The following is a 17167-nucleotide window of genomic DNA, read 5'->3' as shown; positions in this document are numbered from 1 at the left end:
ATTCATTCACAGTAATCCCTTAATGAATGTTCAGGCGCACTGGATGTATTCGCTCCGGACTGATAATCAGGATTGCGTAACGTTAATGCTTTTGAGTAAGGAGATATTGCCCTGCTGAATAAACGAGAAATCGACATGGTTGCCGGTTTTCAGGGCATTGATAGCGTCGTCTGCATTAACAAAAGTGAAGCGCATGGTCATTGCAGGCCAGCCCACAGCAGGGATTGCTTCGTGCGAAATGGTGATCTTTTTACTATTCATATCAATGTCTTTAACGACACCGGTGCCCTTGATAACCTGCTGTGCCGAAGCATCACTGGCAGCGTTCATATCACCATGCTGATGTACTTCAGCATGCAGACCGGCAGAAAACATGACAGAGATAGCACCAAATAAAACGGCTTTAAGTGAGTTACGCATTTTTAATTTCCTGATATGTTGAATATAATTTACTCTACCCAACCGCCACCCAGTGCGGTGAACAGATTAATTTCGTTAACCTGTCGGGAATAGGTAAGGTCGAGAATGGCTTGCTGCGTAGTGAACAGGGAGCGTTCTGCATCCAGCACTTCTATGTAGCTGACTGCACCACTTGAATATAATCCCCGGGCTCGCTGGAGGGTTATCTGGAGTGAATCAAGATAACGCTGCTGTGCCTCGAGTTGCTGGCTAAGACTATCGCGCAGCGCAAGCGTGTTGGAAACATCCTTAAAGGCCGACTGAATTTTTTGTTCGTAATTAACCACCGACTGTTGCTGGCGAATTTCAGCCAGTTTCAGATTGGCTTTGTTCCGGCCGGCATTAAAAATAGGAATTTCAATTTTAGGGATAAAATTCCACATTCCGCTTCCTGACGTAAAGAGGCTGGACAACTCCGTACTGCTTGCGGAAAGGCCACTGGTCAGGGTAATGGACGGGAAAAAGGCCGCTCGCGCTGCGCCAATACTGGCATCAGCCGCTTTAAGCTGATATTCCGCTTCCATGATATCCGGGCGCTGCAGCAAAATTTGTGACGACAGGTTTGGGGGCAGTTTTACTGGCGCGATTTCACCACCTTTCATCCCTTTTTCTGACGGAACTGCGCGGTACGTTCCCAGCACCAGTTGCAGGGCATTGTTTGCCTGAGCCAGATCGCCTTCTCGTTTGGCTATTTCGGCGCGGGTACTTTCGATTTGCCCCCTGGCCTGTTCAAGCGCCAGAACGTTCGTACTCCCGGTCACCAGTTGTTGCTCAACGAATGCATAAGACTGTTCATAATTTTTCAGCGTTTTCCGCGCAATACGGAGTTGTTCGTACGCCAGTTGCTGGCTGAAATAGCTCTGTGAAACGTTGGAGACCAGCAGGATGTGTACGGCACGACGGGCTTCTTCGCTGGCAAAGTAGTTCTGGCGATCAGCCTCACTCATGTTCTTAAGTTTGCCAAAAAAATCGAGCTCATAGTTGAGCTCCAGACCCGCGTCGTACTCCTGTGTGGTCGGCTTGTCACCTTTCAGACCACCGCTGTATGTGATCCCGGATGAGGCATTCAGTTGGGGATAACGATCTGCATCCGTGACGTTGAACTGGGCCCGGGCCTCTTCAACCTTCAGGGCAGCCATTCTCAAATCACGGTTATTAGTCAGAGCTTCACCGATCAACCGGGTAACCTGGGGATCGACAAAAAAGTTACGCCAGCCCGTATCCTGATAGCCATTTACCGCTGGCGTCAGGCTGTTATGGGACAGTGAAAACTGCTGGGGTACCGGTGCTGCGGGCCGCTGATATTCAGGCGCAAGCGACACGCAGCCTGCCAGGATGAATATCGTGCTAATGCTGAGTAATTTTAATTTGAACATAACGCTTCTCGTCCAGGCAGACCTGGTAAATGGTTCAAATGAAGTCCAGAGTATTGATAGGGGTACTTTACCTAACGCTCTCTGTTTGCCGAGTGACAGGATAATGACAATGTTGTCATTTTTGCTGTAATCCGTTGATAACGATCGTGGGCGCAATAGAATGACATTAGCAGCCAGCCGGGGAGCAAGATGAAAATATTGATCGTCGAAGACGAAATTAAAACAGGTGAATATCTCAGCAAAGGGCTTACAGAGGCAGGGTTCGTAGTGGATCACGCTGATAATGGTCTTACCGGATATCATCTCGCCATGACAGCCGAGTATGATTTAGTCATTCTGGATATCATGCTACCTGATGTGAACGGCTGGGATATCATCCGCATGCTGCGCACTGCCGGAAAGGGTATGCCGGTCTTACTGCTGACAGCCCTCGGCACGATCGAACATAGGGTCAAAGGACTGGAACTGGGTGCGGACGATTATCTGGTTAAACCCTTTGCGTTTGCCGAACTGCTCGCCCGGGTGAGAACCCTTCTGAGGCGGGGAAACACGATGATCACGGAAAGCCAGTTTAGGGTGGCTGACCTCTCGATTGATCTCGTATCCAGAAAAGTCAGTCGCGCCGGAAACCGCATTGTGCTCACCAGTAAAGAGTTCAGCCTGCTGGAATTCTTCATTCGCCATCAGGGAGAGGTTCTTCCCCGCTCCCTGATTGCCTCTCAGGTCTGGGACATGAATTTTGACAGCGACACTAATGCGATCGATGTCGCAGTAAAGCGACTCCGCGCTAAAATAGACAACGATTACGGGACAAAGCTGATCCAGACAGTCCGGGGCGTGGGCTACATGCTGGAGGTCCCGGATGCATAGCAAACCTTCCAGACGCCCTTTCTCACTCGCTCTGCGGCTGACCTTTTTTATCAGCCTGTCCACGATACTGGCTTTTATCGCCTTCACCTGGTTTATGCTGCATTCTGTTGAAAATCATTTTGCCGAGCAGGACGTCAGCGATCTTCAACAAATCAGCACCACACTGAACCGTATACTGCAGTCCCCGGTGGATCCGGATGATAAAAAAATAAGCAAAATAAAGGAATCAATTGCCAGCTACCGCAACGTTGCCCTTTTGCTCCTCAATCCCAGGGGGGAAGTGCTCTTTAGCTCAGCTCAGGGGGCGGCACTACGCCCGGCAGTGAATTCAGCAGATTTTAGCGAGCACAGCCGCGCACGGGATGTCTTTCTCTGGACGGTGGAGGATCCTGCGGGACCGATGGATACCGGGTCCGAAATGAAGATGGAAACATACAGGATTATCGCCTCCTCTGGTCAGGCGATATTTCAGGGCAAACAGCAGAACTATGTCATGCTGACTGGCCTATCCATTAATTTCCATCTCCATTACCTCGATGCGCTGAAAAAGAACCTGATTGCGATTGCCGTCGTGATAAGCCTGTTGATTGTTCTGATCATTCGAATCGCTGTCCGTCAGGGGCACCTGCCCCTTCGTAATGTCAGCAATGCCATTAAAAACATCACCTCCGAGAATCTTGATGCGCGACTGGAACCGACACGCGTTCCCATTGAGCTGGAGCAACTGGTTATCTCGTTCAATCATATGATTGGAAAGATTGAGGATGTCTTTACCCGCCAGGCCAATTTCTCTGCCGATATCGCGCATGAGATCAGAACGCCCATCACCAATCTGGTGACGCAGACTGAAATCGCACTGAGTCAGGATCGAACACAGAGGGAACTTGAGGATGTCCTCTATTCCAGTCTTGAAGAGTATAACCGGATGACCAAAATGGTCAGCGATATGCTGTTCCTGGCACAGGCAGATAATAATCAGCTGATACCTGACAGGGTCATGTTTGACCTCAGAGCGGAAGTCATGAAAGTCTTCGAGTTTTTCGAAGCCTGGGCCGAAGAACGCAATATCACGCTCAAATTTAACGGGATGCCCTGCCTGGTTGAGGGAGATCCACAAATGTTCAGAAGGGCGATCAATAATCTGTTATCCAATGCCCTGCGTTATACCCCGGAGGGACAGGCAATCACCGTCTCAATAAGAGAGCAGGAGAGCTTTTTTGACCTTGTGATTGAAAATCCGGGGAAACCAATCCCTGAAGAGCATTTATCAAGGCTGTTTGACCGTTTTTATCGGGTAGATCCGTCCAGACAACGAAAAGGAGAAGGCAGCGGCATCGGCCTTGCGATTGTGAAGTCCATCGTGGAAGCACATCACGGAAGAGTGCAGGTGGAATCGGACGTACGTTCAACTCGTTTTATCCTATCCGTGCCCAGACTGGAGAAAATGATTCCGGAAACCCAGTACTGAGAATAAAGATTTAAATGACAAAGATGTCATTAGCCTGTCATGCAGCAAACAGAAGCCATTCGATATAATTAGTGCAACTTATCAGGAAGGATGGACTACAGAATCATTACATGGTGTAGCACTATGCCATGTAATGAACAGAGAGCCATCTCCCGGAGAAATAATCACTGCAGTAGATGTTTCAATTATGGAACTGAAGACTCAGATAATGATTTCCCGGACATCACTAATTAATTATTGGAGAGTCACCATGAAAAATATCGTCTTAGCATCTGTGTTAGGTCTTGGCTTAATTTCGTCAGTGTGGGCCACGGAAACCGTGAATATCCATGAGCGCGTCAACAATGCACAGGCTCCTGCTCACCAGATGCAGTCTGCTGCTGCTCCTGTAGGAATTCAGGGGGCCGCCCCCAGTATGACCGGTATGAATCAACATGAACAGGCCATTATTGCCCATGAAACCATGACGAACGGATCGGCAGATGCGCATCAGAAAATGGTGGAAAGTCATCAGAAGATGATGGGAACTGGTACCGTTAACGCTTCCCGTCCGGCGACTTCGTTTGCGGCGATGAATGAACATGAAAGAGCAGCTGTTGCCCATGAATTTACGAATAACGGTCAGTCCGGCCCCCATCAGGCTATGGCTGATGCACACCGCCGCATGATCAATGCGGGCTGATGACAACTGAAGTTTCCGTGCGGTTACCCTTTCCTTGGTAGATTGTCCCTTATACGGATATGTTGTTATTTTTTGCCCCCTTCAGGGGGCTTTTTTGTCTGACTCAGCTAAACTTATCCGGTAACCATCTGAAAGGGTTTATTATATGAAAATCACAAATTCGCTTTTTGTTATACTGATGTTATCCCTGCCAGCGATTTCCGCAGAACATTCAGAAATGAAAATGTCAGATATATCCTCATCGGCATCGTCACAGGAATATATGTCCGGCATGAAAGGTATGCATGACAAAATGATGGCCGCTGTAAAAGATTCCGATCCCGACAAGGCTTTTGCGAAAGGCATGGTAGCACACCATGAAGGGGCAATAGCAATGGCTGAGACCGAGCTAAAATACGGAAAAGATCCGGAAATGAGAAAGCTCGCGCAGGACATCATTAAAGCTCAAAAAGGTGAAATTGAGCAGATGAATAAATGGCTTGGTAATCAAAAATAATGATTGCGGAAATAATATATTGCGCGTACAGTCAGAGTGTTCCCGGGCACGGGAACCTGTTAATCGTTAATTAATCAAAACCCGATTCATTTCGGGTTTTTCCTTTTAAAACCCCCAACGCATGCACTGCACCGAGTGAAATTCACCTGAGCCAATTCTGCTTGCTTATTATTTCGATGGGAATTGCTGATTTTAATTAAGTCTATGTTTTAAAAGCGTTTCTCATGCCTGGGTTTGGCAGGGGTTCGTCCTGTTCTCTGGTCATGCGCAATGGCAATTCGCAGTCAGGGCTCAAGACTACTTTTACCTCTTTTTTAACAGAAAGTTTCTGGCCCCGATACTTGCCGGAAACATCATCTGCTGTTCATCCCGACCAATAAAACGAAGGTATCACTCTCGTTTGAATCTCACTTACTTTCCATTTTGTAATAAAGAATCAAGTTTTCCAGTGATATATCAATACCAACTTTTTTTAATAACCTTTTTCGCGCAGTGTATATTTCTTTCAGCATATCTTCATAACCCTGACCAAGGTGAATTTGTTTATGGCAATTGCAACACAGAGATATGATATTTTCTTCAACATCAAGAGATGTGTCAAAAGCATCTTGCCTGGACATAGGTACAATGTGATGAGGTTCTGTGTAATTTAAGGATGAATTTCGCCTTCTGAATGTTGGGTGGTCACTATCGACTTCACATCTGTAACCTGCTTTATTCAGCGCATTTTGGGATACGCCTTTACTCCTGGGATACGAGAGGCCATTTTTTACTTCTATTGCATTTTTCTTTGGTTTGGCTTCCCCTGTATATTCAAACGTCTGAACGTTGTCAAAGATATTACTTTTCTCTATGGCATTGATCAACTCATCGTCAGAGTAATACTCACTGCTGGCCATTTCTGTTGTACCAAAAAAATCCAGTTCGTTAATTGCCTGAACAAGTTCCTCACGAATTGTCCATAAGTTTCTTTTGGGTTTTCCGCCGATTTCTTTACTCTTCATTACGGTAATGAATTTTGTACCGGATGCGATATTTCCGACACCTTTAACCTCGAATCTACCAAGTTCTTTTTGAACTCTGCCACCCAGTCCGTTTATGACTCCATTAGCACTCATGCTGTGCAGGTCGTACTTCTTACCAATATCGAAGCATGTGCAGGAATGATTTGGCTCAATAAACCATTTTTTTAACGCTGCAATACTTTTTGTGTCAAAAACTTTATCATTTGTTAATAAAGTTTTCCATTCTTCCACACTGATATCAATGTCACAGACATACTCTCCATCAATCACTTCGCATATTTTTTTAATCACATTCATTCCCCTGTTATACAGATAGTCATAATGAAAATATAAAGCTTGCTAACCGGTATGGTTGCGTAAGGACCGTAGTCTCTCAGAGACCGTGCTTTCTTTTTTTTCAGGCCTGGACACTAAAGGGTCTGTTGCACCCCGAAAAAATTTGTTGCGGGGATTGCTCATTGAGATGAGCCTCTGCTCGATCATACCAGATCAGCAGGCTGCCCCCAATGCTATGGCTTCTTAGTTTGGCCATTATCCGGCCTTCCTCACGACCAATAAAATAGAGACATTACCCGTGACGCTGCCACCGTCTCAGCCCGGAACGATCAGTGAGCGCTTCTGATGACCTTCGGTTTTTTTAACGAAGCGGGTGGGATACGGTTTGTTGCTGAAATCTTAATAATAACCAACAACTGATGCTAATTTCGCACTTTTAACATATATGAATATAAATGTTATGAATAATTGCATTTACAGGAAATATCATGCGTTTTGTCATCCGGGATCCGAAAAAAGCCAGACCCGGATCTTTCCGCACTGGCCAGCGCGTTGCTTTCCAGCCACACAAGATGTAGCGTTGTCGACATCTGCTGATACCGCTAGATGTTGTGTTTCTCCCCTGCCCCGTGATCCGGCGCGCAGGTGCCGAAAACAGCGATGTGGTTATTTCCTGGCCGTGGTACACTTCCGGAAAGTCTCAGACAGCGTAAAAGTCGGATCAGGCGGAAACGGCCATCCCGTAATTTAATGGTGTGGTTATATGCCTGCGTATTATCACCATGGAAATGATTTATATATGGAAAATTATCAGCTGTAACTTTCAGGTTAATCAATACGTGATAATCGCGACAGGTTACTATCGGGTATTGGAGGGGCGAGGTGAGCCACACTTTTCAGCATGTCATTTTTGAATTGAAACTGATTCATCAGGAACTCTGGTTTTCTACTAAGACAGATCTCGATGAACTATCGCATTGTGACAAATGGCGAGGCAGTGAGATTCGTTCAACAGGAGGAAGAACGCTCGCCATGCAAGTCGGTCATCCGGATGAATGGGAGTACACAATCTTCTATCACGAACATGATACGGGATTGATTATTGATGAACCAGATGAGGATACCGCTGTTTCTGAAGCGTTCCTTAAGGATGTATGGTTCTGGATGACAATGCTTGTTCATCCTTATATTGATGATAACGGTTTGTTTTCACCAGAGGACGAATGCAGGGGTGACTGCTATAGCGGCTGACGGGATTTCCAGACAACAATGAATCCGACATTCCATCCGTTTTTTAAGGGGCAAATAATGAAACATACCGCACAGGATGTCCTGCGCGCGGCTGATGCCGGGAAATTTCCTCACGAGTTTACTCTCGAGGATGCGCAAAAAGTGCTTGATGCCAGTCCGGAGCCGGTAAAAATAGGGCGCTGCCTTTTTATCTGGATTGATGAGGGTAAAGGCTTACTGAAAATCCACTGTACAGGACAACCTCGGTACACCTTAAATCATCCGGCTTCCCTCTCTTCTCTGGGGGGAAGGATCCGCAAATATAAAGAAAAGCTCAGTGTGGCAGAGGACAGAAAGAAGCCGAAAACACCCCGGCCACGCTGAGGGTTGACCGTCATTCCGTGCTCTGGCTGACCCGTGCTGACAGGATTTCTCAACAGGCGAAGGAACAAGGGCGGGCGCGTTTATCGTCACAGAAAGCGGACAGCATCCGCAGTCACAATAGTGAAGGAAGGCAACCATGACCAGTTCGAAATTTACCGCCGCAGAGATGGCGATACCTGTGCACACGGTGATGCCCGGCCCATCCGGCCCGGGGAAGAGTGTCCTGCTGCAGGCAGCCGCACGGCGACCTGGTATCTCCTGCGAAGAATTGCTTAAGCAGACAACACCCACAGAGGAACAGCAGGAGCAGGAGACGATGCGCCAGGAAGCGGAAGACAGGGCCGAAGATCAGCGCCTGAATGCGGTCCGTGAAGCCTTCTGGCACAACACACCAGAGGGGCATCACGACCGGGAGCTGCTTCATGATCTGCTGGTTGCGTCTGGCGTCGCACAAGAACCCACCCCGGAGCAGATCAGGGCGTTCTTCATGGCGCTTCCGGCCGACATTATTGGTGCTGCACTTTCCTGGGGGTTCTGTGATACCGGGGTACGTGAGCGCACTTACGCGTTCGTGCAACAAAACAGGCACACCGTGGCTGAGGCTGTCGGTCAAGGCGGGATTTACTGACCCGCCCTGCCGCCAGGTAACAGGGTGTACAGAGTCGATTACTCACCGGAGACAGGAATGAACGATATGGCTGCCGCCTTAAGAACCATGCGCAAGTTTGGCGCGGGAATTATGACCATCACACAGTTTACGGATGTTAATGCCGGCGAAAAATCAGACCCCCGGATGCCGCGAACGCGGCTGCGCCGCTACCTGGGGCAGTACGGCCTGCGCGGTGAAGCGCTGAACCTTGAGGTCAGACGCATCGTTGCCGGCCCTGAGCGACGGGATAACACGCTTAAGGACGGGATTTACTGTACGTGGCCCTATGGCTGGGAGCCTGCAGATTTTACACCGATGATGCGCCGCATTTTTCACGGAAAAAGCACGCGTCATGTAATGATGTCTGATGAGGTGCCACTGCTGTATCAGAACACGGGCGGCAGGTCATGGTGATCAACAGCAGATTACGGCCTGAACCGGAGCGGACGCCATGACCGCTGTCGTTCCGTTGTGGGTGCCGGTGGCTACAGCACTGGCTGGAATGGGTGGTGCGCTGGGCAGCCAGTTTCTCTCACATTATTTCGCCGCCAGACGCGAAAAAAAGGCTGCAGATAAAAAGCTGGCTTCAGAGCGCGCATACATCGGCAGCCAGCTGATGATAATCCTGGCAGGATTCCGGGTGCAGTGTCATGAGTTTTCACGCTTCCCGGTTAAGGACGATGGTATTCTGCCACGGCCCAAGGCGCCGGATTTCAGCAGGGTAAAGGGAGACTGGACTGTCCTGGATGGTGTGCTGCAGCTGAGAATTCACAGGTTGGCTTTTCTGCGCACTCAGCACGAGGCGCGGCTGGATGCTGTATTTGAAGAATATACGGATGGTCACGAATACCGTGAAACCGCCTCTGACGTATACCAGAAACTGGTCGGTGAGTGTGACGGTATCATTCAGGAACTCAGCACGCTGTGTGCTCTGCCGTCCCCCTGGTCCCTGGATGAATAATTCCGCTTCCGACAGGAACATAACATGACCCAGCTTGTGAATTACGGTTCGGCACCGGCGCAGCTGCCGGTGGCCATCGATTATCCGGCGGCACTGGCACTGCGCCAGATGGCTCTGGTACAGGATGAACTGCCAAAATACCTGCTGGCGCCGGAAATCAATGCCCTGCTCCACTATGTCCCGGATCTGCACCGCAGGATGTTACTGGCCACCCTGTGGAACACCGGCGCACGTATCAACGAAGCGCTGGCCCTGACGCGGGGGGATTTTTCGCTGGTATCACCGTATCCGTTTGTGCAGTTGGCCACCCTCAAACAACGTGAAGAAAAAGCGGCCCGCAGTGCCGGCCGTACGCCCGCCGGTGCCACGCCCCACCGTCTGGTCCCGCTGTCAGATAACCTCTATGTCCGCCAGCTGGAGATGATGGTGGCCACCCTGAAAATTCCGCTCGAGCGCAAAAACAAACGCACCGGCCGGACCGAAAAGGCGCGCCTCTGGAACATTACCGACCGGACGGCGAGGACGTGGCTGAATGAAGCCACTGACGCCGCTGCGGCTGACGGGGTGTCGTTCTCGGTACCGGTGACCCTGCACACGTTTCGTCACTCCTACGCCATGCACATGCTGTACGCCGGTATTCCACTCAAGGTGCTGCAGAGCCTGATGGGCCACAAGTCAATCAGCTCAACGGAAGTCTACACGAAGGTGTTTGCGCTTGATGTCGCCGCCCGCCATCGCGTCCAGTTCTCTATGCCCGAAAGTGATGCCGTTTCCCTGCTCCGACAACACTCACAGGACAAACCCCGTAACTAACATTCTGAGGACATATCCATGGCCATGCAGCTAGTTCGTAAGAAAAATCCAACCGGCGGATCAATTCGTTGGCTGCGTCCCGATGAGGAAGACGCCGTCAAGGCTTACTACAGCGCTCGCGCGCCGCTAACTACTGGCGAACTGACACTCGCCAGTTCGGTACTTCAGGAAATGCGGCAAAAAGAGGCCTGGCTTGAATGTGACTGCGTACATGGTGAACACCCAGCCCGGAACAGCGCTAACCTGATGAAGGATACTGGCACTCTCTTCTTGGCAGGATTCAGTCACGAACATGATATGTCTTGCCGTATGTACCGCCCTTTCTGCGGTGATGAAGGAGCAACTCGGGTCGGCACACGAAAAACGGCAGGAAGCAGGCGAATAAGCTACCGAGATTTCCTGCCTCCGGATGATGCCGGTACCACCATTAAAGCTCCGGGACGTCCCACCAAACCGGAAGACGATCGCACCCGCCGTACCCGCCGTCCGCGTATAGCGCGGCTGCTGCTAACTCTTATTGAGGACGCAGGCCTTAACCGTATTGACTCTCTGTTTCCGATTCCGTCCCGGAGTGTCTCGGAATCCGTAAACATGCTCAGGAACGTTACGGAACAAAATGAATTTATTCGGGGGCGTCTGCTGTCAGAGATCGTAAGATTTTCTCCCGGTATTAGCGAAAACGGCAGGGAACAACTGATGAAGACGCTTGAACGTCCGGATGCACACTGGCCCGCCAATAAAACGCGGATGTTCTTTCAGATTTTTACATCCACAAAGGTCTCCCGGGACGAAGTCTCGTTCATATGGCCGGACGGTGAGCTGGTTTTCCGCCCTGAGCGAGGGTTGAGTATTAACGGCGAAGCACAGGATGGTGCCCGGCCACCCTATTGGGTGATCCTGGCATTTCGCAGAGGTATGGATGGCTCTGTGATCTGCAGCGAAGGTTATGCGCATGCCCTGTTCAGGCGCGGATGCCCGGTGCCAGTTGACAGTGGCCTGGAACGCGGCACGCTTGAAAGCCTCTCCGAAGCGGCTGAATGGCTGTCAAAAAAATCGGATGCGCCGGCGTTAAGCCTGGTAAAGCCTCTTTTTGATATCGAGGTGGATCTTGAAGGTGAAAAAGGGTTTGAATCGCCACGGATAATCTAGACACTTCCGAGCCGTTGATAATACTGGTTTTCATATTCTGTCGGTGACATCTGTTCGCTAGAACCATGCCGACGCTTACTGTTATAAAACATTTCGATGTAATCAAAAATATCACTGCGGGCTTCTTCCCGCGTTCCGTAGATCTTTTTCTTTATCCGTTCACGTTTCAACAACTGGAAAAAACTTTCTGCAACCGCATTATCATGGCAGTTACCGCGACGGCTCATGCTACCCTCCAGGCCGTGTGATTTCAGGAACGACTGCCACTCATGGCTTGTGTACTGACTGCCCTGATCCGAATGAACCAGCACCTGTTTTTCGGGATTACGCCGCCATACAGCCATCAGCAGTGCGTTCAGGACAATGTCCTTTGTCATCCGGGATTGCATGGACCAGCCGATAATTTTGCGTGAGAACAGATCAACAACAACGGCAAGATACAGCCAGCCTTCGTGGGTCCTGATGTAGGTTATGTCCGTTACCCAACGCTCATCAGGAGCATCCGGATTGAACTGTCGCTGGAGCCTGTTGGGTGACACGATACTGGCCTCGCCTTTACGTGCCCGCGGGCTTCGGTATCCGACCTGAGCCTTTATTCCGACACGTTTCATCAGTCTCCAGACTCTGTTTACTCCGCACTGTTGCCCGCTGTCACGCAGATCCAGATGGATTTTGCGATAACCATAGACGCATCCCGACTCCAGCCAGAACTGTTTAATCTGTCCTGTCAGTCTCAGGTCTGCCTGATGGCGTTGTGAATGCGGCTGCTGAAGCCAGGCGTAAAAACCACTGGGATGAACATCCAGCACCCGACAGAGCAGGCGAACAGGCCAGCAACAGGAGTTGTCACGGATAAAGGCGTACCTCAGTCGGACAGCTTTGCGAAGTACGCCGCGGCTTTTTTTAATATGTCCCGTTCGTCGGTAACCCGTTTCAGCTCTTTCTGGAGACGGCGGATCTCGGCCTGAGCATCTGACTGTTCTTTATTAGTGGAAGAATCCGGACCGTACTTCTTTATCCAGGCATAAAGGCTGTGGGTGGTGATATCGAGACGTGTTGCAACGCTGGCAACAGAATAACCGCGATCAACAACCTGTTTGACTGCTTCAGTTTTAAACTCTTCGGGATAACGCTTACCGCTCATGGGCACCTCTCTTTAAGCCATCTTAAATGACTCTGAGGTGTCTGTTAAACCCGTGGCGATTCAGTTTGTACTACCTGACTTTATTGTCACCGCCCGGGACCTTACTGGAAGCATCCATCAGGTAGTGATCGAGACTATGGGATATACGGATGAAGAGTACTGTCTTCGTAAAGCTGAACAGCATAAGGGAATGAGGACGCTGGGAAAACTACAGACCGACCCTCCGACACACAGTGCCAAACCGTTTAGTCGGCATATTTTTGGGGTGTTGAATCACCTTAACGACAGATGAGTGTTTATGGGAAACACCCCAACTTTACTTCTCTTTCTCGATGCCCTGATGGGAAATACCCCAAGTTCAGGCCGATTTATCCAAGATTGTAAAAATCAGCTTCCCGTTGTCATCCTGAGACATTGATGCCTTAAGGGGAGTACTTTCGTTAATATTCTTAAGCGCCGGATTAAGAAAAGTTCGTTTCATCTCCGCCATATTTGTCCTTTGCGAAGCTGGTAACATGAACCTTTCAGAAAGCCATTCTGGTGTAGTTATCCATATTCCAGACTGACGATACTGGCAAAGGCTTTCGTATAAACGAATTACCTTAACGCTCTTAAGCTTGCCGCAATCATACAGGGAATAGGTTGTAAATTGGCTGGTTAGCCCCATAAGATATGGCATGACTTTATAGTTGAATTCGATTTGCCATTTTCCCCTACCCCGTTTTAGACCCGCTTCCGCAAGCCAGGGACGTTTAAGCTCTTCAAATTCCCCTTCTTTTGGATAAAAAGTTACGTTGCTTTCCGCGAGAAGATTCACTCCCTTTTTAACATCGCCAGATGCCGTATCAACACCGACTTTAAAATACTTTTGATAATCGGCAACAGTAATAGTGAAGACTGGAGACTCCTCTTCAGGGTTCTCCTTGTTGAAATAGCATTGCATAAGGCATAACCATAAAACTCGTTTTGCCTGTAACGGAAGATGATAAGCAGCCTCAGTCAATTCATTGGATTGACTGATGTTTACTGCTTTTTTTGCTTGAGCAGTTATAGCAGTTGAAGTTGTCATTTTCTGTATGGGTAAGATTTGAAGTACCCATATCATGGCATGATAGTTGTGATTCGACAAGTTTTAACAACGAGTTATCCACAGAGTGACATGGAGTGAAAAACTTGGGGTGTTTCCCATAGTAACTTGGGGTATCTCCCATGATAACTTGGGGTGTTCCCCATATAAACTTGGTGTAAATCCCATATAAACTCGGTGCTTTTCCCATAGTTACTTGCCCCCGTTCCCATAGATCCCCCTCCTGAGGCCTGTAATACCAAGGCTTGCAGCAATGCTAAAAAGTAGAAAAATTATAAAAAAATGAAAAAGAATAAAAATGCCTTTAAAAATAAGCCTGTGGATATGTGAACAAACTAAAAGAGAACTTGGGGTATTCCCCATATTTTACATGATCCAGTCAGTCTTCTACTTGTGCGTAAGAGCATTTTGATACTCCGTGGATATTCCGCTTCCTCGACCATTCGCTCGCTCTGCTCGGTCATTTGTCTGCGGCGAGCGGTATAAATGTTTGACTTATAAGTTGGCCAGTTTCCCATAATTAGTCAACGGAGCTGATTATCTGCTTGGAAGTACAGGATACTGTTCGTTGACTGGATAGACGGAACTTTGTACCACAACTTGTTTACTTGGGGTGTTTCCCACAAATAACCCTTACAAGAACTTGGCCTCTTTCCCATAGTAATTAAATTGCATTCCAAGTTGGGGTATTTCCCACATGCTTAAACCAAAGACATGCCCCGTTGAACACTACCTCGAAAGAAATGTGCTAAATACCAAAATCTCATGAATAATATCTTGCAACATGAAGCTTTTTGGTCAAAATGACAAAAAACGTCATCAGGTAAACATCATGCGAAACTTAGATCAGTTGAAGAAGGTAGCATCAAGAGCACACAAAATGTTGACTTCATTGAGTGAACACGTTCGTGAAGAAAAACAGGAATTAAAACAAAATGAATTTTACCAGGTATACAGCAAAGCATCTCTCTATAAATTACCCAAGCTAAGCAAAGGCAGTGTTGAATACGCTGTGAATGAAATGGAATCAGATGGCTATGAATTCAATAAAAAACCATCTGGGAATACCGTCAAGTATGCGATGACGTTACAAAACGTCATCGATTTATATCGACACCGTGGAGTACCAAAGTACAGAGATCGTCATCCAAAAGCTTTCACAATTTTTGTTGCGAATCTTAAAGGTGGTGGGTCTAAATCTGTTTCTACAGCCACGCTTGCACATGCATTCAGGGCTCACCCGCATCTTCTCTATGAAGATATCAGAGTCTTAGCACTCGATTTTGATCCTCAGGCTTCTCTGACAATGTTACTTCGCCATGAATCTTCAGTTGGCCTGGTTGAAGAGACGGCTGCTCAGGCAATGCTTCAGAATGTAAGCCGTGAAGAACTGATGTCAGAATTTATCGTTCCAACCACGATTCCAGGAGTCGATATTATTCCGGCTTCAATTGATGATGCTTTTTTGGCTGAACGGTGGAAAGAACTGTGCAACGATAATTTGCCAGGTCAAAACATACATGCGGTGCTCAGAGAAAATATCATCGATAAGTTAGAAAAAGATTACGATTTTATTTTTATTGATACTGGTCCCCATCTTGATGCTTTCCTTAAAAATGGCATTGGAGCGGCTGACATCCTCCTCACCCCGCTTCCCCCTGCCACCATCGATTTTCATTCTTCACTGAAATTCGTTGCGAGTCTTCCTGATCTAATTGGAAGCATTGAGGCCGAAGGGCATGAATGTCGGCTTATCGGAAACATAGGTTACATGTCAAAAATACTGAATAAACCTGACCATAAAATTTGTTTAAGTCAGGCAAAGGAAGTTTTTGGTGCTGACATGCTGGATGCGGTTCTACCCAGGCTGGATGGTTTTGAACGAAGTGGGGAGACATTTGATACTGTTATATCAGCCAATCCGGTCACATATGATGGAAGCAGTGATGCACTCAAGAATGCGAAATTAGCAGCTGAGGACTTTGCTAAAGCAGTCTTCGATCGGATTGAGTTTGTTCGTTCAAACGGAGGTAAATAATGTCGAGAAAAACTATAGGAAGGCAATTAAATACCCAGCTGTCAGTTGAGCCAACGGCAGCAGAAGGAAGAACGCAAATATTTACACTCAAAACCGGGCGTAAAGTAAAATTTAGTTTTATGACAGTTCCAGCTTCGGATGTTTCTACTCAAACATTTGTTAAACAAGAAACAAATGGAAGAGATCAGGCTGCTCTTACAAAAGAATCTCTTAAAGATATTATCAAGACCATCAAGTTACAGCAGTTCTTCCCATGTATAGGGGTAACAGAACGAGAAAAAATTGAAATACTCGATGGTTCTCGCAGGCGGGCTGCTGCGATATTTGTGCATGCTCCACTCGATGTGATGACGACAACGGAGTCGTTAACGTACGAAGAAGCAAGACAACTTGCCAAAGATATTCAGACTGCCAAAGAACATAACCTTCGTGAAATAGGTCTCAGACTTTTGGCTATGAAAGAAACAGGTTTGAGTCAGAAACAGATCGCTGAACAGGAAGGACTCTCTCAAGCTAAAGTAACAAGAGCGATGCAGGCGGCGGCGGTACCACAAGAGTTGATTTCGCTTTTTCCAATCCAATCAGAGCTATCATTTAGTGACTATAAAGCGCTACTTGATATTGATCTGTCATTAAGCCAAAAACAAATCTCTTACCAAGTGTTGGTAGAGAATATAGCCAGCCAGCTGGACAGCATTATCGCTGATGACAGTTTTGCTGAGGATGAACAAAAAAACGCAGTGCTCAAGTTGATATCTAAAACTTCTCTATCTTTAGTTTCGCCACCTTTGAAAGATAAAGCAGTAGTTACACCTCTTTGGGATTTTGATGAAAAGGATAAATTCGCGCGCAAGAAAATCAAAGGTCGCAACCTTACCTATGAATTCAACCGTATGTCTAAAGAGGTTCAAAACGATATAGATAATGCGATCGAATCAATCCTTAAAAAGCATTTTTCAAGTTAAATTCGCCATGGCGATTTCAACTGTAACATCATGTTTTACTATCGTTTTCCGATAGAATTTCATAGTGAAATCGCCATGATTTTAAACCTATAGCT

17 protein-coding genes and 2 pseudogenes are annotated in these 17167 nt (G+C 47.7%); 14 read left to right on the top strand and 5 right to left on the bottom strand.

Translation table 11 applies throughout. The features are described from left to right. Window positions 1-66: 66 nt before the first annotated feature. The gene (gene cusF, locus AB182_RS01350) at window positions 67-420 is read right to left on the bottom strand and encodes a cation efflux system protein CusF (RefSeq protein ID WP_007374415.1); all 354 of its coding nucleotides are present in this window, start codon (window positions 418-420) and stop codon (window positions 67-69) included. 29 nt (window positions 421-449) lie between these two features. Then, window positions 450-1835, bottom strand: a complete 1386-nt coding sequence (silC, locus tag AB182_RS01345) for a Cu(+)/Ag(+) efflux RND transporter outer membrane channel SilC (RefSeq protein WP_047368845.1) — start codon at window positions 1833-1835, stop codon at window positions 450-452. A 189-nt stretch (window positions 1836-2024) separates the two neighbouring features. Here silC and silR point away from each other — a divergent pair, with 189 nt between their 5' ends. From silR to copM, 4 genes are all read left to right on the top strand, one after another. Next, complete coding sequence (silR, locus tag AB182_RS01340; protein WP_007374413.1) at window positions 2025-2705, top strand: copper/silver response regulator transcription factor SilR; 681 nt, start codon at window positions 2025-2027, stop codon at window positions 2703-2705. Beyond that, on the top strand, window positions 2698-4173 hold the full coding sequence (gene silS, locus AB182_RS01335; protein ID WP_007374412.1) for a copper/silver sensor histidine kinase SilS: 1476 nt from the start codon (window positions 2698-2700) through the stop codon (window positions 4171-4173). The genes silR and silS overlap by 8 nt, the downstream gene beginning before the upstream one ends. 250 nt (window positions 4174-4423) lie before the next feature. Further along, complete coding sequence (gene silE, locus AB182_RS01330; RefSeq protein ID WP_047368844.1) at window positions 4424-4855, top strand: silver-binding protein SilE; 432 nt, start codon at window positions 4424-4426, stop codon at window positions 4853-4855. A 145-nt stretch (window positions 4856-5000) separates the two neighbouring features. After that, window positions 5001-5351 (top strand): CopM family metallochaperone, encoded by a 351-nt coding sequence (copM, locus tag AB182_RS01325; RefSeq protein WP_032716639.1) that lies wholly within the window; start codon window positions 5001-5003, stop codon window positions 5349-5351. A gap of 407 nt (window positions 5352-5758) precedes the next feature. On the opposite strand, the gene AB182_RS01320 is transcribed toward copM, so the two are convergent. Then, the gene (locus AB182_RS01320) at window positions 5759-6667 is read right to left on the bottom strand and encodes an HNH endonuclease (protein ID WP_007374408.1); all 909 of its coding nucleotides are present in this window, start codon (window positions 6665-6667) and stop codon (window positions 5759-5761) included. 867 nt (window positions 6668-7534) lie between these two features. On the opposite strand from AB182_RS01320, the gene AB182_RS32280 reads away from it, so the two are divergent. From AB182_RS32280 to AB182_RS01285, 7 genes and pseudogenes are all read left to right on the top strand, one after another. Continuing rightward, window positions 7535-7903, top strand: a complete 369-nt coding sequence (locus AB182_RS32280; protein WP_125125746.1) for a hypothetical protein — start codon at window positions 7535-7537, stop codon at window positions 7901-7903. A gap of 57 nt (window positions 7904-7960) precedes the next feature. Further along, window positions 7961-8266, top strand: a complete 306-nt coding sequence (locus tag AB182_RS01310) for a hypothetical protein (RefSeq protein ID WP_047368842.1) — start codon at window positions 7961-7963, stop codon at window positions 8264-8266. Between the two features lie 136 nt (window positions 8267-8402). Beyond that, entirely contained in the window at window positions 8403-8894 is a 492-nt protein-coding gene (locus AB182_RS29680) for a hypothetical protein (RefSeq protein WP_052958800.1), read from the top strand. Window positions 8895-8960: 66 nt separating this feature from the next. Then, on the top strand, window positions 8961-9329 hold the full coding sequence (locus AB182_RS01300) for a hypothetical protein (protein WP_047368889.1): 369 nt from the start codon (window positions 8961-8963) through the stop codon (window positions 9327-9329). Between the two features lie 37 nt (window positions 9330-9366). Next, a complete protein-coding gene (locus AB182_RS01295) occupies window positions 9367-9876 on the top strand; it encodes a hypothetical protein (protein WP_047368841.1) in 510 nt (169 codons plus the stop codon). Window positions 9877-9900: 24 nt separating this feature from the next. After that, entirely contained in the window at window positions 9901-10689 is a 789-nt protein-coding gene (locus AB182_RS01290) for a site-specific integrase (protein WP_047368840.1), read from the top strand. 18 nt (window positions 10690-10707) lie between these two features. Further along, window positions 10708-11835: pseudogene (locus AB182_RS01285) on the top strand (hypothetical protein); the annotation flags it as partial. Here the strand turns inward: AB182_RS01285 and AB182_RS01280 are convergent. Continuing rightward, window positions 11835-12982, bottom strand: a protein-coding gene (locus tag AB182_RS01280) for an IS3 family transposase (RefSeq protein ID WP_085949497.1) whose coding sequence is annotated in 2 segments (ribosomal slippage) — window positions 11835-12745 and window positions 12745-12982 — 1149 coding nt in all. Because the reading frame shifts where the segments join, the coding sequence is not laid out codon by codon here. The pseudogene AB182_RS01285 and the gene AB182_RS01280 overlap by 1 nt on opposite strands. 64 nt (window positions 12983-13046) lie before the next feature. Between AB182_RS01280 and AB182_RS33205 the strand changes: the two are divergent. Then, window positions 13047-13274 (top strand): annotated as a pseudogene (locus AB182_RS33205) (hypothetical protein); the annotation flags it as partial. A gap of 66 nt (window positions 13275-13340) precedes the next feature. Here the strand turns inward: AB182_RS33205 and AB182_RS01265 are convergent. After that, window positions 13341-14051, bottom strand: a complete 711-nt coding sequence (locus AB182_RS01265) for a replication initiation protein (RefSeq protein WP_047368837.1) — start codon at window positions 14049-14051, stop codon at window positions 13341-13343. Between the two features lie 850 nt (window positions 14052-14901). Between AB182_RS01265 and AB182_RS01260 the strand changes: the two genes are divergently transcribed. Together AB182_RS01260 and AB182_RS01255 are read left to right on the top strand one after the other, a co-directional pair. Then, a complete protein-coding gene (locus tag AB182_RS01260; protein ID WP_047368888.1) occupies window positions 14902-16107 on the top strand; it encodes an AAA family ATPase in 1206 nt (401 codons plus the stop codon). Next, window positions 16107-17072, top strand: a complete 966-nt coding sequence (locus tag AB182_RS01255) for a ParB family protein (protein WP_047368836.1) — start codon at window positions 16107-16109, stop codon at window positions 17070-17072. The genes AB182_RS01260 and AB182_RS01255 overlap by 1 nt, the downstream gene beginning before the upstream one ends. Window positions 17073-17167 lie beyond the last annotated feature (95 nt).

Source organism: Phytobacter ursingii, assembly GCF_001022135.1.
Lineage (GTDB): Bacteria > Pseudomonadota > Gammaproteobacteria > Enterobacterales > Enterobacteriaceae > Phytobacter > Phytobacter ursingii.
The sequence above is the reverse complement of the archived record's forward strand: the minus strand, read 5'-3'. Positions and strand labels throughout refer to the sequence as shown.